The organism is Nonlabens sp. MB-3u-79 (assembly GCF_002831625.1).
Classification (GTDB): Bacteria; Bacteroidota; Bacteroidia; order Flavobacteriales; family Flavobacteriaceae; genus Nonlabens.
The window spans coordinates 324,185-348,099 of sequence record NZ_CP025116.1; the positions used below are offsets into that span (position 1 = coordinate 324,185).

Annotated in this window: 18 protein-coding genes and 1 tRNA gene; 12 read left to right on the plus strand and 7 right to left on the minus strand. The window is 36.8% G+C overall.

All coding sequences use genetic code 11. From position 1 onward, the window contains the following. Position 1: 1 nt before the first annotated feature. Both CW736_RS01510 and truA read right to left on the minus strand, forming a co-directional pair. The gene (locus CW736_RS01510) at positions 2 to 466 is read right to left on the minus strand and encodes a hypothetical protein (RefSeq protein WP_101012235.1); all 465 of its coding nucleotides are present in this window, start codon (positions 464 to 466) and stop codon (positions 2 to 4) included. Further along, complete coding sequence (gene truA / locus CW736_RS01515) at positions 463 to 1,218, minus strand: tRNA pseudouridine(38-40) synthase TruA (protein WP_101012236.1); 756 nt, start codon at positions 1,216 to 1,218, stop codon at positions 463 to 465. The genes CW736_RS01510 and truA overlap by 4 nt, the downstream gene beginning before the upstream one ends. 494 nt (positions 1,219 to 1,712) lie before the next feature. Between truA and CW736_RS01520 the strand changes: the two genes are divergently transcribed. Then, positions 1,713 to 2,201 carry a metallophosphoesterase family protein gene (locus CW736_RS01520; RefSeq protein ID WP_101012237.1) on the plus strand — a complete coding sequence of 163 codons (489 nt, stop codon included), beginning with the start codon at positions 1,713 to 1,715 and terminating at the stop codon, positions 2,199 to 2,201. A 180-nt stretch (positions 2,202 to 2,381) separates the two neighbouring features. Here the strand turns inward: CW736_RS01520 and CW736_RS01525 are convergent, their stop codons facing one another. Continuing rightward, positions 2,382 to 2,792: a DUF4293 domain-containing protein gene (locus CW736_RS01525; RefSeq protein ID WP_101012238.1), complete on the minus strand. Its 411-nt coding sequence runs from the start codon at positions 2,790 to 2,792 to the stop codon at positions 2,382 to 2,384. A gap of 383 nt (positions 2,793 to 3,175) precedes the next feature. On the opposite strand from CW736_RS01525, the gene rho reads away from it, so the two are divergent. The 4 genes from rho (at position 3,176) to CW736_RS01545 (ending at position 9,623) form a co-directional block, all read left to right on the plus strand. Next, positions 3,176 to 4,930: a transcription termination factor Rho gene (rho, locus tag CW736_RS01530; RefSeq protein ID WP_101012239.1), complete on the plus strand. Its 1,755-nt coding sequence runs from the start codon at positions 3,176 to 3,178 to the stop codon at positions 4,928 to 4,930. 254 nt (positions 4,931 to 5,184) lie between these two features. Beyond that, complete coding sequence (locus CW736_RS01535) at positions 5,185 to 5,775, plus strand: hypothetical protein (RefSeq protein ID WP_157810858.1); 591 nt, start codon at positions 5,185 to 5,187, stop codon at positions 5,773 to 5,775. Positions 5,776 to 6,195: 420 nt separating this feature from the next. Then, the gene (locus CW736_RS01540; protein WP_101012241.1) at positions 6,196 to 6,657 is read left to right on the plus strand and encodes a ferritin-like domain-containing protein; all 462 of its coding nucleotides are present in this window, start codon (positions 6,196 to 6,198) and stop codon (positions 6,655 to 6,657) included. Positions 6,658 to 6,785: 128 nt separating this feature from the next. Further along, entirely contained in the window at positions 6,786 to 9,623 is a 2,838-nt protein-coding gene (locus CW736_RS01545; RefSeq protein WP_101012242.1) for a M16 family metallopeptidase, read from the plus strand. A 71-nt stretch (positions 9,624 to 9,694) separates the two neighbouring features. Here the strand turns inward: CW736_RS01545 and CW736_RS01550 are convergent, their stop codons facing one another. Next, the gene (locus tag CW736_RS01550; protein ID WP_232735438.1) at positions 9,695 to 10,213 is read right to left on the minus strand and encodes a fasciclin domain-containing protein; all 519 of its coding nucleotides are present in this window, start codon (positions 10,211 to 10,213) and stop codon (positions 9,695 to 9,697) included. Between the two features lie 623 nt (positions 10,214 to 10,836). On the opposite strand from CW736_RS01550, the gene CW736_RS01555 reads away from it, so the two are divergent. Beyond that, complete coding sequence (locus tag CW736_RS01555) at positions 10,837 to 15,027, plus strand: reprolysin-like metallopeptidase (protein WP_101012243.1); 4,191 nt, start codon at positions 10,837 to 10,839, stop codon at positions 15,025 to 15,027. Positions 15,028 to 15,371: 344 nt separating this feature from the next. On the opposite strand, the gene CW736_RS01560 is transcribed toward CW736_RS01555, so the two are convergent. Further along, positions 15,372 to 16,196, minus strand: coding sequence for a hypothetical protein (locus CW736_RS01560; RefSeq protein ID WP_232735385.1), 825 nt, complete (start codon positions 16,194 to 16,196; stop codon positions 15,372 to 15,374). Between the two features lie 135 nt (positions 16,197 to 16,331). Between CW736_RS01560 and acs the strand changes: the two genes are divergently transcribed. The 6 genes from acs (at position 16,332) to CW736_RS01590 (ending at position 23,328) form a co-directional block, all read left to right on the plus strand. Then, a complete protein-coding gene (acs, locus tag CW736_RS01565) occupies positions 16,332 to 18,239 on the plus strand; it encodes an acetate--CoA ligase (RefSeq protein ID WP_101012245.1) in 1,908 nt (635 codons plus the stop codon). 406 nt (positions 18,240 to 18,645) lie between these two features. Next, positions 18,646 to 19,536 (plus strand): GTPase Era, encoded by an 891-nt coding sequence (gene era / locus CW736_RS01570; protein WP_101012246.1) that lies wholly within the window; start codon positions 18,646 to 18,648, stop codon positions 19,534 to 19,536. Positions 19,537 to 19,906: 370 nt separating this feature from the next. After that, positions 19,907 to 20,470, plus strand: a complete 564-nt coding sequence (locus tag CW736_RS01575) for an RNA polymerase sigma factor (protein ID WP_317044408.1) — start codon at positions 19,907 to 19,909, stop codon at positions 20,468 to 20,470. Then, positions 20,460 to 21,239: a hypothetical protein gene (locus CW736_RS01580; RefSeq protein ID WP_101012248.1), complete on the plus strand. Its 780-nt coding sequence runs from the start codon at positions 20,460 to 20,462 to the stop codon at positions 21,237 to 21,239. Before CW736_RS01575 ends, CW736_RS01580 begins: the two co-directional genes overlap by 11 nt. Before the next feature lie 77 nt (positions 21,240 to 21,316). Further along, positions 21,317 to 22,438, plus strand: coding sequence for a hypothetical protein (locus CW736_RS01585; protein ID WP_101012249.1), 1,122 nt, complete (start codon positions 21,317 to 21,319; stop codon positions 22,436 to 22,438). A gap of 116 nt (positions 22,439 to 22,554) precedes the next feature. After that, on the plus strand, positions 22,555 to 23,328 hold the full coding sequence (locus tag CW736_RS01590; RefSeq protein WP_101012250.1) for a hypothetical protein: 774 nt from the start codon (positions 22,555 to 22,557) through the stop codon (positions 23,326 to 23,328). Positions 23,329 to 23,535: 207 nt separating this feature from the next. Here the strand turns inward: CW736_RS01590 and rpsT are convergent, their stop codons facing one another. Beyond that, the gene (rpsT, locus tag CW736_RS01595; RefSeq protein WP_101012251.1) at positions 23,536 to 23,790 is read right to left on the minus strand and encodes a 30S ribosomal protein S20; all 255 of its coding nucleotides are present in this window, start codon (positions 23,788 to 23,790) and stop codon (positions 23,536 to 23,538) included. A 41-nt stretch (positions 23,791 to 23,831) separates the two neighbouring features. Further along, a tRNA-Glu gene (locus tag CW736_RS01600) sits at positions 23,832 to 23,903 on the minus strand. Positions 23,904 to 23,915: the final 12 nt, after the last annotated feature.

Sequence of the window (23,915 nt, forward strand, 5' to 3'; positions counted from 1 at the left end):
ATTATTTTAATAAATGCGCGATTTTTAAACGCAATTCTTCTTCTTTTTGAGTGCCGATAACATACTGCTTATCGGCAGTTTTGATATGTATTCCCTTAGAACCTCTAACATTGTAAATCGTCCCATAACTGGTCCATATTCTAATCCCCCAACCGCCTACAAATCCATAATCGACAATTTGTGCTTGTTGTAAACCATCCCAAAAAAATTCTCTTTTTAAAAATGGAAAAAAGGAAACCCTTATTTTCTCATCAGTGATGGTTGTGGTCATTTTAGATGTTAAAAATAAAACCAAAATACCTACGACTAGGACACTTGTGATAATTTTATCAATAGTCCATTGATCTACAAAACTTTCTGACCAATTAAAAAAGGATACTGGAATCAACAATAGACCTAGAACAATTATCCAAAGCCACCACTGGTCAAATTTTTGAGTTTCTTGAAATAGGATCTTATCTTTCATAAAAACAGCTCTTTAGGATAATGGATTTGTGTCAAAAACAAGCCTTCAGCAGGAGCACTTGCACCGGCTTGACCTCGGTCTTTTGACTCAATAATTTTATGCATGTCTTCTACAGTCTTTTTACCATAGCCTATATCTAATAAAGTCCCTACAATTGCCCTTACCATGTTGCGTAAGAATCGGTTTGCTGTGATATGAAAAATTACTTTATGCTCTTGGAATTCAAAATGAGCTTCGGTAAGATCACATATAAAAGTTTTTACATCTGTATTGGTCCTAGAAAAACATTCAAAATCTTTGTATTGAGGTAGGATTGCAGCAGCTTGTTGCATCAGTTCAAAGTCTGGCTTTCTAAAAAGCACGTATGCCTGGCGCACTTGAAACGGATCTGGTCGCAATAAAAAATGATATTCGTAAGAACGCTTATAGGCATGAAAACGAGCATGAGCATTCTCAGTGACAGGTTTGATATTGTATACGGCGATATCTTTAGGTATCCATCTGTTCAATCGGTACACTAAATGTTTTAAATCTATTTCACCTGCAACATCAAAATGAGCAATCATACAGGCTGCATGAACTCCAGCATCAGTTCTTCCAGCACCTTGAACGACTATTTTTTCACGTAACATTTTTTGCAAGCCATCTTCCAGTACTTCTTGCACAGAAATACTTTGCGGCTGTCTCTGCCATCCATGATAGGCAGTACCGTCGTAAGCCAGCTCTATAAAATATCTTGATTTTTCTTGCATTGGGACAAAGATAAGATTTAAGACCGCTGCGCTGAAAGAATATAGAATCAAGATTAATTTATGATGGAGATTTTAATGAATATCCGGTAAATTATAGCACTGCGCCATATATATGGCGACAACAGGCTTTTTTGCATTCTCATATGCGGACTGAAGTCCGCACCTTTGAACCGAGCAGTCTGTTGTTATCTTAACTCAACAACTCACAAACTCACAGCTCAAAGCTCAAAGCTCAAAGACTCATCAACTCACAGCTCACAATCTCACCATTCCAAATGCGGACTGAAGTCCGCCGCTCGGAACAAGGCCGCTTGTCGGTCGTCAGTCGTCACGAGAGTTCCCAAAGGAAACGCGAGCAGTCTGTTGTCATTTTCACTCACAAGACTCACAGCTCAAAGCTCAAAGCTCACAGACTCACAGACTCACAGCTCACCAACTCAAAAACTCACCAACTCACTGCTCACAAACTCAAAGACTATATTTACCTTTGTACCATGAAAATCCTACTCCTTTCTGACACCCACAGTCACCTAGATGATTTTATAATCAAATACGTCAACCAAGCCGATGAAGTATGGCATGCTGGAGATATAGGCGATTTAAAAGTTACCGATCAAATAGCAGCGCTAAAACCCTTAAGAGCCGTTTACGGCAATATTGATGATGACCAAGCACGAATGCAATTCCCTTTAAACAATAGATTTAATTGTGAAGGAATGGATATTTGGATCACTCATATAGGTGGCTATCCTGGAAGGTACAACCAGCGTGTACGATCTGAGATTTACAGCAACCCACCAGATCTATTTATTTGTGGCCACTCACATATTCTTAAAGTGATCAATGACAAAAAGATCAATTGCCTACACATGAATCCGGGGGCGATAGGAATGCACGGTTTTCATAAAAAACGCACGATGTTAAGATTTGAAATCAATGATGGAAAGATTAGTGATCTTGAAGTGGTGGAGAAAGATCGATAGGTCAGCTTATGCTATTACTCCAGTAGAAATCATTATCTATTTACTGAATTTTAATCAAAATTTAGATAAAAGTCTCGCTTTGGCGAAAGCGAAACAGCGCAAAAAAACTCTATAAAAAACAAAAACCTGCAAGGTGGCGCCTCGCAGGTTTTCTCACTAATATTACTAAGATTATTCTGTTTATCGCAATCGATCAGCAGATTTTACGAGTTGTTCATCCTTTCTTATTGCCTTGTTAGCCAAGACGATTAAAACGATAGATAGGATAGGAATGAACATCCCAATGCCTTTCTCTGAAACCGCCGTTTCTCCAGACATCATTAGCGATTGATATACATAAACTCCTAGTATAAAAAGATTCAATAACAAATTTAAACGGTTCACAACAGTCTGTAATTGCCTGTTTCTAAAAAGAAACACCGCGATCACGGACATTAATGCGCTTCCCATAAAGATACCAAAATACAAACTTTCATCCATACCTACAAACTCATTTCCTTCTCCATTTAAAAAATACTCCACAACCCAAATGAGTACGCCAGAAACCAGCGCGGCAAGAAGTAAATAAAAAGTTTGTATGCGTTGTATCATTTCATGCTATTTTCAAAAGCAAAGCAAAAATAGAACTTAATACTAAATAAAGTCCCAAATATCAGATCAAATTAATTGGAAATTTCATTTTATGAAGGGATAAAACTCCACCCCAACTTGACTTCTACGGCGCACTGGATAAATCACTAGGCTTGGACTTTCTACCCCATCAAAAGAATTATAGGCCCTATTTATTATCAAGCATTTTTAAAATGATTTACTATAACACGTTAAAAAAACAACACATATTAATTTTTTAATGTATCATTGCAATGCAGATAAGCTAACTCACTCTTTATAGGTTATCTAGCAGTTTAAAATTTTTCTGATAAATTTTAAACTTAAATTTCTCCTGATAACAATTTTACATTTCAATTCTATACATGTTTCAAATAGCTGATTTAAAATCTAAAAAACTTCCTGAATTACAGGATATCGCAAAAGGACTAAATGTTCCGAAATTCAAACAACTGCGAAAACTAGATCTAGTTTACAAAATTCTTGACTTACAAGCTTCCAACCCAGAAGTAGTTAAAAACTTAGATCCTGAAGTCACCACTCCAGTAGCAATCACTGCTCCTGAAACTTCAGATAACAAAACCAACATTCCTCCTACTAGCGATGTTCTTAAAAAAGAACCGCAAAAAAGAGAACCAAAACCTAGCAACGAGAAAGCTCCTAGAAGTGAAAGCTCTGGAACAGACGAGACGAGCAAGGATAAAAATGACAGAAAACCTCGCGAACCTAGACCGAGGAAAGAAACAAACAAGCCGAATCCGCGTAGACCTCGTAACGAGAAAAACGATACAACTGACAATAAGAACGAGAGTAACGAGTCAGAGGATAGTAAAAATGGTAACCGCAAGGATAATCGCAACGATAATAACAGCGATAAAAATGACAGCCGTACGAGCAGCAGCAGCCGTCAAAAAAATCCGCGAAGTAATAGCAATACCAACCAGAGTAACGTGCCAAAAGGTAATAAGGACACTCGCAATCGTTACCGTGACCCAGATTTTGAATTTGACGGTATTATAGAAAGTGAAGGTGTTCTAGACATGATGCCAGACGGTTATGGATTCCTACGCAGTAGTGACTATAATTACCTAGCTAGTCCTGATGACATTTATGTATCCCAATCACAAATCAGACTTTTTGGATTAAAAACTGGAGATACGGTTTTAGGAATGGTACGCCCACCTAAAGAAGGAGAAAAATACTTTCCTTTAATTAAAATATCACAAATCAATGGACTTGATCCTAAGGTAATAAGAGACCGTGTCGCTTTTGAACACTTGACACCTCTTTTTCCAGATGAGAAGTTTAACCTTGCCGACAGACGCGCTAGTATTTCTACTCGTGTTATGGATCTTTTTGCTCCTATAGGTAAAGGACAACGAGGTATGATTGTCGCACAACCTAAAACAGGTAAAACAATGTTGCTCAAGGATATTGCAAATGCTATCGCTGCAAATAATCCTGAAGTGTACCAATTAATCCTTTTGATCGATGAGCGTCCTGAAGAGGTAACTGACATGCAACGTAACGTTGATGGAGAAGTAATTGCCTCTACATTTGATAAAGAAGCACACGACCATGTAAAAGTGGCTAACATTGTTCTTGAAAAAGCAAAACGTATGGTAGAATGTGGTCACGATGTAGTGATCTTACTAGATTCTATTACAAGACTTGCGCGTGCCTACAACACGGTACAACCCGCAAGTGGTAAAGTTCTATCTGGTGGTGTAGATGCAAATGCATTACACAAACCTAAGCGCTTCTTTGGAGCGGCTCGTAACATTGAAGGTGGTGGATCACTATCTATCATTGCAACAGCACTAACAGAGACAGGCTCTAAAATGGACGAGGTCATCTTTGAAGAATTCAAAGGAACCGGTAACATGGAATTACAACTGGATAGAAACATATCTAACCGTCGGGTATTCCCTGCCATCGACCTTACCTCATCTTCCACACGTCGCGATGACTTATTGCTCGATGAAAAAACGATGAAACACATGTGGATTTTACGCAAGTATCTCGCTGATATGAATCCAGTAGAAGCTATGGAGTTTATCTCACAAAAAATGAAGAAAACTCGTAATAACGAGGAGTTCCTTGCTACTATGAATGAATAGTGCCACAATATAAATGATAATGCCCTGCTTTTTGTGGGGCATTTTTTGTTTTTTTAAGCCTCTTGTTGTTATTAAGTTAGCTCAAGGCGAAAGCGGAATTACAATAAACTACATAGAAAGCAGTAACTTTACTATCTGATATTAACTAAAACTAAACCAACGTTGATCGCTGCCCACTAAGATTTGAGATGCATAAAACCTCAGATCACACCATGAGTAAAGCTTCTCATCGTCCTTCTAATACATCGTATCTAATGAAGACTCTTTTTTTATCACTGACCATTGTTTCTTGCTTTATTACACAAGCTCAAAACCAAGAAACCACAGCTAACACCATAGATGTGCAGTTCAAAAACCTTATTGAAGAATCTAATGATTTCCAAGAGTACAAGGTCATAGAGCAAGCACAAATCAATCAGCTGCGTAAGAATACCAACGAGCATATTCAAAAATTAAACGAGAACATCTCTTCATTAGAGGCTTCTATCACCACTAAAGACAATAAGATTGGATCTCTAGAAAAAGAACTTGCTGAAGCAAATAAGGAGCTTTCCAAGGTAAAAGCAGAGAGAAACTCGATGAATTTTCTTGGAATCCAAACCAACAAAGGAGTTTACAATACTATTGTATGGGCAATTGTCGGTGTTTTAGGATTCTTATTTGTTTTGATGAGCATGCGATTTAAAAGTAGTAATGCTACTACAAAAGCAGCAAAAAACGAACTTAAATTAGTAGAAGATGAGCTAGAGGACTTACGTCACAAATCTATAGAAAAAGTGCAAAAACTAGGAAGAGAACTCCAAGATGAGCGCAATAAACTCTCCAAACTAAAAGGAGAAAAATAATTTGATTACAAAGCATTTGGAAAGCGACTATATATTAAATACAGTCGCTTTTTTTTATGACATTAATTCTCACTAGTTTGTCTTTGCAATCAGCTAAGCAATACCTCTATTTAAACTTCTTTTTGCAATTCTCTTATCTTAACAACCCCACACAAGAAAGTATAGGATTAAGTAAGCAGGCTAAAGGAAGGCGATACACTTCTCCTAAGCAGAGAAGCCCTCATGATGTGCTATCAACTCCAAATTAAAATTTTATTTAGCAAATCATAGGTCCCGATATTTTTTAAAAGAAAATGAAATCTTATCTACGCAGCTTGCCTGCGTATCATAAGGGATACTAATTGTTAAACCTATATCAACTCACAGTTATTTAAGAAGATCAAAAAAGCAGTTTCTTATTTTCTTTTTAAAATAAGGAATATGACAACTGTAAAAACTAAAAAATACCTCAACGCCTTATTAGAGAAAACCTACGATGCACAACGTGGCTACTCAAATGCTGCCGAAGTAACTAACCACGTACAATTAAAAAGATGGCTCGCACAACAAGGGGTAAGACGTACTGAATTTGCTGCCGTGCTCACCGGAGAAATGAAAAGAATCAACAAAACACCCGAATTGGACGGTTCTTTCACTGGAGATATGCATAGAGGATGGATGAATATCAAAGTTGCCTTAAGTTTACATAAAGACGAGTCTATTTTAGAAGAGTGTCTCACTGGAGAAAAATATGCCTTTCAAGAATACGGTAAAGTTTTAGAAAACAAAGACGAATTACCTCCTAGCGTTGTTTCCATACTTCAATCACAAAAAGATGAAATACAATCTACAGTAAATGAAATCATGTCTTTAGAAGATGTAGCGCATAAGCAACATCTGTAAAATTACCCTAGACAAAACTACTACACCAGCGATTTTTTCATGCCTCATTATACCGTTTTAACATATTTTAACATTTACTGGTTTAATACAATAAGTAACTTGTGTTTTAAACCCAAATCATAGTATTCATGAATTTAGTTAAGTTTCTAGCATCGGCGGTTGTAGTAATCGCTTTTATCTCTTGTAACAATGATTCACAAGAAACGCAAACAGGTAAAAACAGCTTCACCACTGAAATCTCAATACCATTTGAGAAACATACCTTAGATAATGGTTTAACAGTTCTTTTTCACGAAGACAAATCAGACCCCGTTGTTGCTGTAGCCCTAACTGCTCATGTAGGAAGTGCAAGGGAAAAAGAAGGTAAAACTGGTTTTGCACATCTTTTTGAACATCTATTATTCTTAGAGTCAGAAAACTTAGGCAAAGGCGGTCTCGATGCTATGAGCGCAAGAATAGGTGGCGCCGGCGCAAATGGATCTACCAGCCGCGATGTAACTAATTATTACCAAACTGTTCCTAAAGATGCTTTAGAAAAAATGATCTGGGCCGAAGCAGATAAATTAGGTTACTTTATAAATACCGTGACTGATCCAGTTCTTGCAAAGGAAAAACAAGTCGTAAAAAATGAAAAAAGACAAAGCGTAGACAACAACGCTTACGGTCATGAATCTTACGTAGTAGGTAAAAACCTATATCCTGAAGGACATCCATACAATTGGCAAGTGATAGGTTCTTTAGACGATTTACAAAACGCATCTCTTCAAGATGTAAAGGATTTTTATAATGACTGGTACACGCCTAACAATGCTGTTCTTACAATCGCAGGAGATTTTGATAAAGATCAAGCTTTAAAATGGGTAGAAAAGTATTTTGGCGAAATTAAAAGAGGTAAAGAAGTAGAAAAAACTAAAGTTGCACCCGTACAACTCGTTAGCAACAAGAATCTTTACTACGAAGATAATTTTGCGCAAACGCCTCGTCTAGGAATGACCTGGCCTACAGTTCCTAATTACCACAAAGATTCTTATGCACTAAAAGTGTTAGGGACTTATTTATCTAACGGTAAAAAAGCGCCTTTGAATGAAGTAGTTGTTGAAGGGGATCAAGTGGCAGACCAAGCTTATGCCTATAATTATACATCAGAGCTTGCTGGCCAATTTAGTGTTGTTGCAAGAGCATATGATGGCGTTGATCTCGACAGTGTTTTGACCAGCGTAACTAAAGCAATGGCCCTATTTGAAAAAAATGGTATATCACAAAATGATTTGGACCGTATTAAAACTGGGGAAGAAACTGATTTTTACCAAGGGCTCTCCAGTGTGTTAGGGAAAGGTTTTCAATTGACTCAATATCAAATTCTCGCTGGTGATGCAGGATTTTTAACTGAGGATGTGAAAAATATGCAAGCAGTTACAGTAGAAGATGTCAAAAATGTTTATAAAAAATATATCAAAGGACAGCACTATGTGATGACCAGCTTTGTACCTAAAGGCAGTACTGCTCTAGCGGTAAGAGGTGCTCAAATGGCTCAAGTAATAGAAGAGCAAATCGTAGAAGGTGCAGAAGAATCTTTTGATGCAAGCATCGCAGCCGAATATGAACCTACACCATCCAGTTTTGATAGAACAATAGAACCCGCATACGGCTCCACACCTACTCTAGCCATTCCTAAAGTATACCGAGAAAAATTAAGCTCAGGTATTAAAGTATTGGGAATTGAAGACAATGAAGTGCCTTTGGTACAATTACAATTGGAGATCAAAGGCGGTATGCTATTAGAAAGCACCGACAAAATAGGTGTATCTGGAATGCTAGCTGATTTAATGAATAAGGGAACAGTAACAAAAACACCTGCTGAATTAGAAGATGCCATCGACCAGTTAGGAGCCTCTATTAATGTAAGGTCAAGTAATCAAAGTATTTCTGTTAGTGCCAGTTCTTTATCTCGTAATTATGAGGAAGTGATGAAACTTGTAAATGAAGTATTGTTAGAACCTCGTTGGGATGAAGTTGAATTTGATTTGATCAAACAACAAACTTTGAGTCAGATCCAACAACAAAAAGCAAGTCCTAGAGCTATAGCTGGGAATCAATTTGATAAGCTTGTTTATGGAAAAGACCACATCTTAGCTCAAAATAATTTAGGAACTGCAGAAAGCGTTGAAAAGATTACTATTGAGGACCTCAAATCCTATTATAACAATTATATCACGCCACAGCTAACAAGTTTCAAAGTAGTGGGAGACATCACAAAAGGAGATGTGACTTCATCTCTTCAAACATTAAATGAAAAATGGGCTAAAAAGGATGTCCATATTCCTGAAATAGCTCCCATACAAACACCTGTTTCCTCTAAGGTTTATTTCTATGATGTTCCTAATGCCAAGCAATCCATATTGAGTTTTGGCCATTCAAGTATTCCATCGACCCATCAGGACTATTATAAAGTAGAGGTGTTGAATTATCGTCTAGGCGGTGGTGGCTTTGCTTCACAATTGACACAAGAATTGCGTGAGGGAAAAGGATATACTTACGGAATAAGATCCGAGTATAGCGGCTCTCCTATTGCCGGTGTATTTAATATAAGTAGTGGCGTACGCTCTAACGTAACCTATGAATCTACTGCTTTAGTAAAAGAAATTCTTTCTAATTATGGAGCTAACTTTACACAAGAAGATCTAGAAATTACTAAAAGCTATATGATCAAATCTAGCGCAAGAGCCTTTGAATCTCAAGGAGCTAAATTAAGAATGCTTTCTAACATTGAAGAAGATCAACTACCGGCAGATTATGCATTAAGAAGACAGGAAGTAGTTAAAACCCTGAATTTGGAAGACATCAAAAATCTGGCTCAAGAGTATATACATCCCGAACAAATGATTTACTTGATTGTAGGAGATAAAGCAACACAATTTGATAAACTAGAAAAATTAGGTTTTGGAAAACCTATTTTACTGAATTAAAAGATAATATTTAGCATAAAAAAAATGGCTTTCCTTTAAAAGAAAGCCATTTTTAATTTAGAATTTTCTAATTATTTAGAAGGTAGTAATACTTTGTCTATTACATGTACTACTCCGTTAGACTGTTTTACATCAGCTATTGCAACTGTTGCTGTTGCCCCTGTAGCGTCTTTGATCATTACTTTTCCATCAACTAGCATTGCAGTTAAGGTTGCTCCATTTACTGTAGCAAAAGTTGTTTTCCCTTTTCCTTCTTCGATCATTTTTAAAAGATCTCCAGCCATTATATTTCCAGAAACCACATGATAAGTAAGTATACCGCTTAAAGTTGCTTTATTTTCAGGTTTTAGAAGTGTTTCCACTGTTCCTTCTGGTAGCGCACTAAAGGCATCATTTGTTGGAGCAAAAACCGTAAATGGTCCTTCACTACTTAAAGTCTCTACTAATCCAGCGGCTTGGACTGCTGCTACTAATGTAGAAAGATCTTTACTTGTTGATGCGTTTTCTACGATAGTCATATCAGGATACATCATAGCACCATTAATATTTATTGCCGTAGCATCTCTTTTCACTTTCTCCTCTTCCAGCATCTTCAAAGAATCAGCTTCTTTCTCAGCCATTTCTTGTTCCATTTTCATTTTTTCAGCTTCCATTTCAGCAGCTTCATCTTTACATGACACCATTAATAAGGATGCGGTCATAGCAATTATTCCGATTGATTTGATAAATTTCATAATATTATATTTATTTAATTGACTCTAAATTAACGAAATAGAAATGATTAAAAAGCCAAAGTAATATTACTTTATCAATTGATTATAATAAGATTAACAGTATATAAACGAGTTCTGTAAAAACAGCCTTAAGAGTTGAACAAAAAAGCCGATAAGATGAATACAGACCTTTTATTTGTAAAGTAGTCCTAATTAAAAATAATCAACAACTCCCTAATTTCTTCTTTTAATTAATTGACCATGTTAGATTTGCCAGACCACTTTAAAGAGAGGTCTGTTTTTAAGTAGTCTATAACTCACCTTTGTTTATTGATAATTCTACTGGCCTATTCATTATGTATATCGCTCTTTTAAGATGTCTGCAGATATAGAATAATATATCATCGATTACTATGGTTTTATGATGCGAAAAAATAAAATAAATGTTTTTTAAAGCTTAATATCATATATTACACCTTTTTTAAATCTAACCTGACGTTATGCCTTCGAAAGCTCTAATTGCCTTATCCATCTTTTTATTTCCCATTGTACTATTTGCACAAAAAAATAATTTTTGGGAAATGACCGATATCAATGATCTAAAAAAAGAAGGTGTCATTGAATATTCAGCTAGCGTAGAAAATCCTATTTATTTCAAATTAGACAAGGCTTTAATGTCGGCATATCTATCAAATGCCCCAGATCGATACAATCAATCAAAATCTACGGTTTTAATTAGTATTCCAAATCCTGATGGTAAGTTTGATACGTTTAGAATTTTTGCTGCCCAAACTATGGCCCCTGAATTAGCAAAAAAATATTCAGAAATAAAAAGTTATGTTGGTTACAATATATCCAATAAATCACATGCAGCAAGAATAACCATCACTCCACAAGGATTTTATGCGACAACTGTGGGTTCTGAACACCGGACAACCCTCATCAATCCTTATCTGAAAAATTCCAACCAGTATATAGTTTTTAGTAGTAAAGATGCTGTATTGAAAGAAAAGGCAGCTTTTGAATGCCAAGTAGAAGGTCTTTCTAAAAATACTATTGAAAAACCTAGCTCTGCTAACGCAAAATTTATAAACGATGGAAAATTAAGAAAGTTTAGATTTGCAGTAGCCACCACTGTAGAATATTCAGATTATCAAATCTTACAAGCAGGTTTAACAGCAGGGAGCACAGATGCGGCAGCTAGGAATGCAGTTCAAGCTGCAATTGTGGTATCCATTGATCGAGTTAACCAGATCTTTGAAAGAGATTTAGGCATAACACTAGAGTTAATTGCAAATAATGACCAACTTATCTCTCTTGGCAGTGCAGCTTCTGACCCTTATACTAACAGTAGTTTAAGTACTTTGCTTGATGAGAATAAAACAAATATTGATACTGTAATTGGTTTAACCAATTATGATATTGGTCACATCCTTTGTACGACAGGAGGCGGCCTTGCTCAGACACCTGCTGCTTGCCTTAGTGGAAAAGCTAGAGGTGCTACTGGTCTTTCAACTCCGGTTGGTGAATATTTTAACATAAGCATACTTTCTCACGAATTAGGGCATCAGTTTGGGGCCAATCATACACAAAATAATAATGTCAATCGAAACAACAATACAGCTGTTGAGCCTGGTTCTGGAAGTACTATCATGAGCTATGCAGGTGTCGCTGCTCCAAATGTTCAAGGTCAAAGTGATGCTATGTTTCATTACATCAGCATTAATGAGATAAGTAATAGATTTGGAGGTTCTACTGGTATCTGTGCACAAGAAGTCACTATAGCTAATCAAGCCCCATTAGTGCAAGCTTTACCTAATTACACTATTCCTAAAAGCACCCCTTTTGCACTTGAAGCAGTAGCTTCTGATGCCAATGGGGATGCGTTAACCTATAGCTGGGATCAGATAGACAATGAAATTGCACCAATGCCACCAGTATCTACTTCCTCTGGGGGGCCTAGTTTTAGAACCTTTCTACCTTCCAACAGTCCTATTCGTTATTTCCCTGCTATGAGCACTTTGCTAACCAACTCTTATTCAAACACTTGGGAAGTTTTACCAAGTGTTGCTAGATCTTTAAATTTCGGAGTTATTGTAAGAGATAACAATGCTTTAGGAGGACAAGTTTCACATCAAACCACTACACTTTCAGTTGATGATACAGCAGGACCATTTAGAGTAACTTCTCAAAGTGCAACAGGTGACGCTTGGATTGCTAATAGCACAAAAACCGTTACTTGGGATGTAGCTAATACCGATGATCCAGCTGGCATTAATGCTCAAAATGTAGATATTTTACTTTCTACAGATGCAGGACAAACCTACACCACTCTTTTGATTGGCAATACACCAAATGATGGTAGTCAAGATATTACTGTTCCAGATGTAGTTTCAACAAGTGCTCGGCTTATGGTTAAAGCTTCTGATAACATCTTTTTTGATATTAACTCAGAATCTTTTAGTATAGGTACAGAGTTAGAACTTGATTATTGTAATGCTAGGGCAACTCAAGTAGCTCCTACCGCCACTTATACAAATATAAATAGAGTTGTTTTTAACACGATTAATAATGGTCCAACTGGACATTCGGGATATTCTGATTTTACAAATTTATATACTCCTGTATCGAGAGGTAATAGTTACCCTATTGAAGTAAGTGAAAATCCAGGACCATACAGTAGCGATCGCTTATTAGTTTGGATTGATTTTAATAAAGATGGTGTTTTTGCAGACCCTGGAGAGAAAGTTTTAGACACCTCTGGTAATAATTTCGGGGGTAGTTTTGGCACTTTTGGAGGAAATATAAACATACCTACTAATGCATCTCTAGGTAAAACAAGAATGCGAATTCGTATGAATAATACAGCAGGTACATCCAATATTACACCTTGCGGTAATAGTACTCTCGGAGAGGTAGAAGATTACACCGTGGTCATTTATGACGACTATGTGTATTACGATAATGCTTGGACGCCTACTAACCCTAGCGGGGTATCCACTGCTACAGACAACGTGCTCGTAGTAAATGGCTCACCTACCCTAACAGGAACAACAACAAGTAATACACTCACCATATTACCTTTTAAGACCTTAAATATAGAAGGAGTTTTGGATGTCAATGGTGATATCGATAATGATGGTCAACTCATTTTCAAAAGCAACGCTACTTCGACTGGTCAGTTGGATACGTTTACAGGAACAATTTCTGGCACAGGCAATGTCACTGTGGAGCGCTTTATACCTGCTGGAGACAATAATAAACGAGCATTTCGATTGCTAACTTCGACCGTATCTTCCAGTAATTCCATTAAAATGAACTGGCAAGAAGGAGAAAACAACACTTCTGCTACTAACTTGAATCCGAATCCAGGCTATGGAACACAAATCTCTGGCTCCATTACAGGAGCAAATGGTTTTGACGCTACCGGCTCTGGAAATCCATCATTATTTACATTTGACCCTATTGGACAAACTTGGGGGGCTATAAACAATACAGATATGAACACACTCGTTGCGGGTGCTCCTTATCTATTAATGGTAAGAGGTGATAGAAGTATAGATCTAACTAGTAATACGAGTACCCCAACTAACACGACTTTACGCGCTACCGGCACCTTGAGAACCGGCTCCGTAAATGCAGCTCCTTCCATGGCTGGAGGAGCTGGTGGGTTTAGCTTCATAGGCAACCCCTATCAAGCTGTAGTAGATTACGGCAGTCTTACTACAACTAACTTGACCGACTTTATTTATGTTTGGGATGCCTCCATTGCGGGTTCCAATGGTAGAGGAGGTTATGTAACTGTAGAGGTTTCGTCAAATAGTATTGTGCCGGGTCCAAGCAGTTCAGACGCCACTAAATATATTGCTCCAGGACAAGCCTTTTTTGTTCAAAATAAGGCTGCAGGAAATGGAAGCATCACCTTTGAAGAAGCACATAAAGCTACTACACAGGCTCAGGTAAGCATTTTCAATACGAATACAGATTTTTATATCAACTCTCGATTGTATAAATCAATAGATTTACAGAATGCTGCTATGGAAAGTGATGCCATAGGATTGCGCTTTAGTGATAATTTTACAACACTAGGAAGCGATGAAGATGCTAGCAAACTTTATAATCTTGATGAAAATTACGCCATTTCAAACAATGGACACAAAGCAATTGATAAGCAAGACCTGCCTGTTGATGGTCATGTAGTTGAATTGTATACTACGGGCTACACCACGACAAATTACAGCCTCAGCTTTGATTTAGGTAACCAGCCGCAAGACGTTAGAGTACGTTTAAATGATAATCACCTCAACACCCAAACTCAATTGGTCAACAATACCCTTTATGACTTTACAGTCGATAGTACCATCCCTGAAAGCATAGCAACTAACAGGTTCAGCTTACATTTTGAATACACGACTTTGGGAATTGGAGACCATAACTTTGGCGAAGGCTTTAGCCTGTATCCCAACCCTACCAATACGGGGCAATTCACTATCAATGCTGTTGGTTTGGCTGGACAATTTGTGGCTATTAAAATATACAATATGCTGGGTCAGGATGTTTTTACAAGCAACTCCACTGTCGCAGCTAACGATGAAATAAAGGTCAACGCTTCCTCATTATCTAATGGAATGTATATGGTTGAACTTGATCAAGGTGGTAGAAAAATGACAACTAAGTTACTCATCAAATAATATAGATTCTGTCTGATCCTAACTCATTAGGTTCAGATCATGGGAAGAGTAAATAAGCAACTTAAACCTTAACAATGTAGATCTACATTGTTAAGGTTTTTTTGATTTGTATTAATTTCACTAGGGCTTTTCTAATCTATTAAAAGAATGCAAGTATGTGGTGCTTAAAACAACCCGACAGAAAAAGACAGAAAAACTTGTGCTCCTGGGTGTAATATTGAATCACTGCTGATTTAAGTACAGTTGAATTTCCGTCTCTATGAGCTGTATTCAAAAGGCAAGAATTATAAGACTAATATGGTTTGTTATAGGTCTGCTTTCGCGAAAGCGAAACACACATCCAATTAAAAAATCTTAAAACGAACTCCAAAAACCATATTCACCTGATAAAACCAGAAACTCTGACTGGCAGAATCGGCTTCATCCATGGTAGTCCTGATGTTAGGCATATTGATATACCCCCCTTTTAACTCACTTTGAACAAAGAAATATTTGAGAAAAGCAACCTGAATACCACCTACAGCATTGATTCCGTAACCAGAAATATGAAAATCATCATAGCGTTGTTTATCGAGTAATCGTGTGTTAGTTTTAGGAAATAAAAACCCAGATTCCAGACCAAATAAGGTGTTCAACTCCAAGCTTTTGTATTGGAATAAATCATCATGACGTCTTAATCCTACATTGATATAATTGAGTCCGTCGGTATGTTCAAAGCTTAGAAAACTAGGTTCTAAAACTATAGAATCATTATTGTAAACACCATTGTATAAAGAATTGGTGTCGTTAATCTCTCCGTTTATGGTAACCGTTTGATTTTCTGCTACCACATATTTCATATGGTCCACCCCTAAAGATAAGCTGTAATTTTCTTTGAAATAATAGCCCATCCTGAAATTGTATTGAGGGATGGTCATTGAAGTAGGGTTTAGATATTTTCCAGGTTCAAAATCACTCTGCCTATCATAAGCCGTTACATTATCTAAGGTGAAATTATATCCTTCTCCTTTAAATGTAATATCACTGCTGCTGTAATCCGAAAGATTCCAACCCCAGTAAACGTAGAAGTCTCCTTTCTTGATGCTTGCTGTAGTAGAAGGCAACCTATCCTGTGCATTCATGCTAAAAACAACAGAAAATAAAAAAAACAAGTAGATAATTCTATGCAAGACTTTTATTTTGAGATGGTAAAAGTAGTCTTAATTACTTGCTGTGAATCAAAATAAAAATATAATAGTGATATAACCTGGTAATTTGAGCAGGGTGTCAATTTATATTTTAAATTTATTGTTCAATTTACAATTATGAGTAACTACCATATCAAACACTTAGAAGAATACTGGCAAGTTTATAGAAAATCGGTAAGCCATCCAGAACATTTTTGGGAAGAAGTAGCTGAAGAACATTTTCTTTGGCGCAAACGCTGGGATAAGGTGCTGGAATGGGACTTTAATACACCTATTGTAAAATGGTTTCAAGGAGCACAACTCAACATCACTGAAAATTGTTTGGACCGCCACCTTACGACTCGTGGTGATAAAACTGCACTGCTTTTTGAACCTAATGATCCTAAAGAAGCCGCACAACACATTACGTATAAAGAATTGCACAAACGGGTATGCCAATTTGCTAACCTGCTCAAATCACAAGGCATTAGAAAAGGGGACAGAGTCTGTATTTATTTACCAATGATTCCAGAGCTACCTATCGCAATGCTAGCCTGTGCAAGAATAGGCGCGGTACATTCTATGGTTTTTGCAGGTTTCAGTGCTACTGCTCTGGCCACTCGCATCAACGATTGTGACTGTAAAATGGTTATTTGCAGCGATGGTAGTTATCGAGGTGCTAAAACGCTAGATCTCAAATCAATCGTAGATGAAGCCCTAGAAGAATGTGAGATAGCATCTGTTTTAGTGGTAAAAAGAACTGGAAATGACGTGCAGATGAAAAGTGGTCGCGACCATTGGATAGCTCCATTATTAGAAAACATAAGTGGGGAGTGCCCCGTAGAAATTATGGAAGCTGAAGATCCTTTATTTATACTCTATACTTCTGGATCTACTGGAAAACCTAAAGGGATGCTACACACCACTGCTGGTTATATGGTTTATACCGCTTACACCTTTAAGAATGTGTTTCAATATCGAGAAAATGATATTTATTGGTGTACGGCAGACATAGGCTGGATTACCGGTCACAGTTATATTGTATATGGACCTCTTTGTAATGGAGCTACTTCAGTTATGTTTGAAGGAGTGCCCTCCTATCCAAACTTTGGAAGATTCTGGGATATTGTTGACAAACACAAAGTCAATCAGTTTTATACCGCTCCGACAGTCATAAGAGCACTCGCTAAAGAAAACGTATCTCATGTCACTTCTCATGACTTGAGCTCTTTAAAAGTTTTAGGTACAGTAGGAGAGCCTATCAATGAAGAAGCTTGGCACTGGTATAATGAAAATGTAGGTAAAAAGAAAAGCCCCATTGCAGACACCTGGTTCCAGACAGAAACTGGGGGTATTATGATCAGTCCTATTCCTTACTCTACTCCTACCATACCTACATTTGCGACCTTACCTCTTCCTGGTGTGCAACTCGCATTGATGGATGATAATGGAAAAGAAATTCAAGGCAACCAAGTAGAAGGTAAATTGTGTATCAAATTCCCATGGCCATCCATGGCGCGTACCATTTATGGGGATCACAACCGGTATAGAGAAACCTACTTTAGTGCTTATGACAATATGTACTTTACTGGTGATGGAGCATTGCGTGATGCCGTAGGCTATTATAGAATTACAGGTCGTGTAGACGATGTCATTATTGTAAGTGGTCACAACCTAGGAACAGCGCCTATAGAAGATGCTATTAATGAACATCCTGCTGTGGCAGAAAGTGCTATTGTAGGCTATCCTCACGATATCAAAGGAAATGCACTTTACGGTTATGTGACCTTAAAAGAAACTGGAGCAGACAGAAATCAAGACAACCTGCGCAAAGAAATCAACGATTTAATTACTTCGAGAATAGGCCCCATTGCAAAGCTAGAGGTTATTCAATTTACCGATGGACTTCCTAAGACACGCAGTGGTAAAATCATGCGACGTATCTTGAGAAAGATAGCTCATAAAGAATCTGATCAATTAGGAGATATTTCTACTTTACTAAATCCTGAAGTGGTGGAAAGTGTGATCAAAGGTTCATTAGCTTAAAACCGTAGGCCTTTCTGATGTTGACATAAAAATAGAAATTGACACCGCTTGTTGCAGTTCCATGGCAAAACAAAAGCCCAAAACATAGATCAGTGAAATAAAGGAGGGAGCTATAATGGGATGTATTTGTACCGCTTTCGCGAAAGCGGAATTTCAACAAACCTCATCTTAGTTAAAGAGTACATCTCATTATCACACCCCAGTTAGATGGATCAATTAGTGCCTTTAAGAGAAATTATAACCGAGTAGCCTAATTCATGAATCTGTAAACTAAAGTCAATCCATAGATTTAGTAAGAAAGCTGAATCTTAAAAATACGCGCCATACATTCAAAATCCTAGCGCCTCTTCTGTAAAAACTAAGGAAGAGAATTTCTCCATGTGACCCTAAAGACTATCTTTGTAAAATGGAACATAAAGCAGGATTTGTAAACATAGTCGGTAACCCTAACGTAGGTAAAAGCACGCTGATGAACTCGCTGGTAGGAGAACGCCTTTCTATCATCACTTCAAAAGCACAAACGACCCGTCACCGTATTCTAGGAATTGTTAACGGGGAAGATTTTCAAGCGGTTATAAGCGACACTCCTGGTATCATAAAACCAGCATACAAACTTCAAGAAAGTATGATGGAGTTCGTTAAAAATGCCTTTGAAGATGCAGATTGTATTCTTTATATGGTAGAACTGGGCGAGAAAGAATTAAAAAACGAAGCCTTTGAAAAACGCTTGACCTTTGCAGAAGTTCCTGTATTTGTCTTGGTCAATAAAATAGATAAAGGAGATCCCGCTCAACTTGAAGAAGCAGTAGCTCACTGGAAAGAACGATTGCCTAAGGCAGAAATTTTTGCCGTAAGTGCCTTGATGAATTTTGGAGTGCCAGAATTATTATCCCGTATCGTAGAAGTCTTACCTGTTTCTCCAGCTTTCTATCCTAAAGATACCTTAACCGACAAGCCAGAACGATTTTTTGTAAACGAGAGTATTAGAGAGAAAATCTTAATTCACTATAAGAAAGAGATTCCCTATTCCGTAGAAATAGATACCGAAGAATTTTTTGAGGATGAAAAAATCATTAGAATACGCTCTGTGATTATGGTTGAACGGGAAACTCAAAAAGGAATCATTATAGGTCATAAAGGAACGGCCCTAAAACGCGTAGGAACGGAAGCTAGAAAAGATTTACAAAAATTCTTCGGCAAGCAGGTGCACATAGAATTGTATGTAAAGGTGAATAAAAACTGGCGTAGTGATGAAAAGCAGTTAAGACGCTTTGGTTATAAAGGAGATAACAAATAGCCCTTAAAAAGACGGAAGAACCTAGATACTAGGTCTCAAAATTATAGCAATGCTTCTTTTCATTTAACTGAGAAGAAGCATTTTTTTTGTGCGTTCCGCTTTCGCGAAAGCGGAATGTAAACAAATTGGTATAACAGCATTATACCATACCGTGCCATGAAATTTATCACCGCCTACCAAGTCACACATGGCACATCTCAAATACCTAAAAACTATTTTTTAGTCCATTACAGTGTCCTCTATATTCTATTCTCTTTCAAAGCAGCGATCTATTATCATTTATCGGACATAAGTGCTTTTTTTAAACTTTCTAGGCAACTTTTTTAAAACAGGCTCGTCTATATAAATAGAAAGCATGTAAATTGTGAGAGTGATACAACTTTATACCAACGAGAAAAAGCTGATTCAAAAAGCTGCAAAAGGCGATAGAAAGTCGCAGAAGCATCTTTTTGACAAGCATGCACCCAAAATGTTGAGCGTGTGCCGCCAGTATATCTCGCCAGTAGAAATAGCAGAAGAAATCATGTTGAATGGATTTTTCAAAATTTTTACAAAACTGGACAGCTTTTCTCATGAAGGAAGTTTTGAAGGTTGGGTGCGCAGGATCATGACAAGAGAATGTATTGATCATTTGAGAAAAAAGGATGTTTTTAAGTTTAAAGATGAAATTGACGAAGAAAAAATAGGATGTGATGAAGATGGTCAGGAAGATGAAGCTGATTTACCTCTTCATTTAATTCAAGAATGTATTGATAATTTACCCAATGGTTACCAAAGTGTTTTTGTTATGTTCGCCATAGATAGTATGAAACACAAAGAAATAGCCCAATTTTTAAATATCTCGGAGAACACCAGCAAAACTCAATATCGCAAAGCAAGATTAATGCTCCAAGAACAAGTACAACAAATTAGAAAGCAACGCTATGAAGCTTAATAACATAAAAGACTCTTTTGAAAATCGCAAGATTGAACCTAGCGCAAGCGCTTGGGATCAACTCGCTTCTCGATTAGATCAAGAAGAGAAAAAAGATAAGAAGCCAGTGATTTATTGGTTGAGTGCCATTGCTGCTGCTCTAGTTTTTGGATTCTTCTTATATCCATTAGTTACTAACCAAATCGATAAAACAGAAAAACAAAACGAAATAGTGGTTGAAGATAAGAACACTACTATAGAAGCAAATAGTTTTCAAAATAAGGAGGTAGTCACACAGGACATAATTATAACAGAAAATGAGATCGCATTAGTAGAAAATGGGAACACTAAAAAAAATATTTCATCTGAAAAGAACACCACTAGAAAAAAATCCAACTTTAATGATTCTAAAGCAAAATTTACTAAAAACAAGACAAGTACCAACTCAGAAATAGCAGCCGCAGATTTAGCCCCAACAGCTAAGGAAAAAGCAAAAAACAACTATATCCCAGAAGACAATTCCATTGATCCAGCAATTGCAAATGCAATAACTCAAAATAAAACTCAACCGTTAACTGCCGAGCAAGAAATGGAGTTACTTCTAAGTAAAGCACTCGAGAATACTCGTTTAAATAAGGTTGCTGTAGAAGAAGTAAATATAGATCGATTATTACGAGAAACAGAATGGGACATCGAGGCAGATCGACGCAATAGAGTAAATGACATCATCTACGATCAATTGGGTAAATTGAAATCAGAGGCCTTTGCCCTCGTAGGAGCCAACAAATAAAACAAAAACATCATCTATTTACAACAAGCTGTTTAAAACACACGGACAGCACTCTCTATGCTTAAAAACCACTTATCATGAAAAAGAATACACTATTTATTACACTCATCTTAGCACTACTATCTAACTTTCTTTCTTACGGACAAGAAAAACAACAACCTGTAAAAACAGACACTGTAAATGGTAAAGTCATAAAATACATGAATCTAAGCAAAGATGCTTATCAGAACATGCAAGCGAGTAAAAGTAGAATCATCAGTCATTTAGAGGAAGAACATCGTTTGTTTGTTTCTGATTTAAAAACAGAGCTCAAGGAATATATAATTCGTTTAAATAAAAGCATAGCAGATGGAGATTTAGGACAGGGGAAAGCAGATCAACTAAAAACGGAATATGCCGAAAATATAGCGATGCAGATCGCGGCACACCGCAAAAAAATTGATGGGGAAATTGAGTTTACTAAAATCAGAACTTCTATCAGTTCAGATGATATCGGAGCGTCAAGCATCGAAATATCAACTGAAAAAGGAATTGAAATTAATATTGGAACTTTTCACAAAAATAAAAAAGAGATCTTGACTACTTCCGGTTTTACGCTAGGTGCTGGATTTAACTTTATGAATGGAGAAGGTTTAGGGATTAAGGATTTTAGTTATGAAAATAATAATTATTTCTCGCTAGGCTATCAGTGGCAAACGGCCATTAGTAAAAATCATAAATGGAGAATGAACTATGGGGTGACCTATCAATCTCAGAAAACCGAATTAAATGGAAACAGAATCTTTTCTCCTAATACAGATAATACACAAGTAGTAGGAATAGGTTTTGATGTAAAAGACGCAAAATTCCGTCAAGATCAGTTGGTCTTTCCTTTCCAGTTAGAATATGGCGGGAATTCCAAAAAAGAATATGAAGATGGAAGAATAAGATACAATCAGTGGAATAAGTGGAAAGTAGGAATAGGAGGCTTTGTTGGTTTCAACATGAGCTCCAGGCTTAAATTAAGATACGAAGAAAACGGCAGAGACATAAAACAAGCAACCGTAAACGCCTTTGACACAAATCCATTTGTATACGGTATAGATGCTTATGTAGGTAGAGATAATTTTACTTTCTTCGGGCGTATGAATCTCAATAACGTTTTTAAAAGCGACTCTGTTGATGCGCAGTATGTGAGTTTTGGAATACGTTTACAATAGCATTATCTAAATGAGCCCTTAAAGCTCTTGAGAAATCAAGGGCTTTTTTTTATGGTTAAAAATTAGTTAAGCAACTTAGTAAGATAAGCCGGAGTGGTATTTTTAAAAGAAAAATTATGAAAACACTAATTCCTTTGTTAGTAATATTAGCTTGTTCTTTGAGTTTTGCTCAAGAAGTAGAAGAAACAAAAGAACTGGAAAAAGCTCCTGTTGATTTCTTAAATCTATTTGATTCTGATCGCAGAGAAAAGGAGTTGGTACGAACGACAACTAGTCTCGTACTAGCTGCTGGATTTAATCAAGCCCTAGGAGATGGCAATGGTATCGGAGACGCCTATCGTTTTTGGGGTTCTGGTACGTTTGAAATTGGACTCGAATTTGCGACACGTTTGCATCCAGAAAATGATCACATTAGATTTAATTATGGTCTTGCGATGCGCATGAACAACTTATACATCAATGACAATAAAGAATTTTCAACCATCAATAGCGTCACTACCTTAGAACCTATAGGCTTTGATGTAGATCAATCCACCTTCACGCAAATTAATATAGTAGCGCCGTTTCATTTAGAATTCGGCCCACGTAAACTTCAGACGTATAAAGACGGTATAAAAAGATATCGTGATGATGATGCCTTTGTTTTTGGAATAGGTGGTTATTTAGGTTTTGTTTCCACCTCTTCACAAGCCATTAAATTTGATAGAGAAGGTCGTGGCGTGACTCAAACAATCACAAATGACTATGAAGTAAATAACTTCCTATACGGTCTTAGCGCTTATGCTGGATGGGATCACTTACAGCTATTTGCTACTTATGGTCTTAATGATATTTTTAAGGATTCTCCTTTACAAGAAAGAATGCTCTCTTTTGGAATACGCCTCAGGTAGCAGGTTACTTCTTTTACATTTTAAAGCTCTTAGTTTTCTAGGAGCTTTTTATTTTGCTACCCGTTTAATTTTAAAATGTAGTGATCCTAAATTGGTATAATACTGCTTTCGCGAAAGCGGAACATACATTCAACTCTATCAAAATAGCAAACATAAAAAAGCCTTTCAGAAAACTGAAAGGCTTTTAAAATACTTTAATTTTTCTAATTATGCCATAGCATTCACATGCTTGGTTAATTTAGATTTTAAATTTCCAGCTTTATTCCAGTGGATAACATTTTTCTTAGCAAGCTTATCAACCATAGAGTAAACATCAACAAGGAGCTTTTCAGCTGCAGACTTATCTTCAGTTTCCTTTAATTTTTTGATTGCATTACGCGTAGTTTTGTGCTGGTATTTATTTCTAATCCTTGCAACTTCGTTTCTACGTATTCTCTTTAAAGCACTTTTGTGATTTGCCATATCTTATAAAACTTGATCTAGTTAAAGATCGATTTAAATTGTAGCCCGTAGGGGAATCGAACCCCTCTTACATGGATGAAAACCATGCGTCCTAGCCGATAGACGAACGGGCCATTATTTTTGCT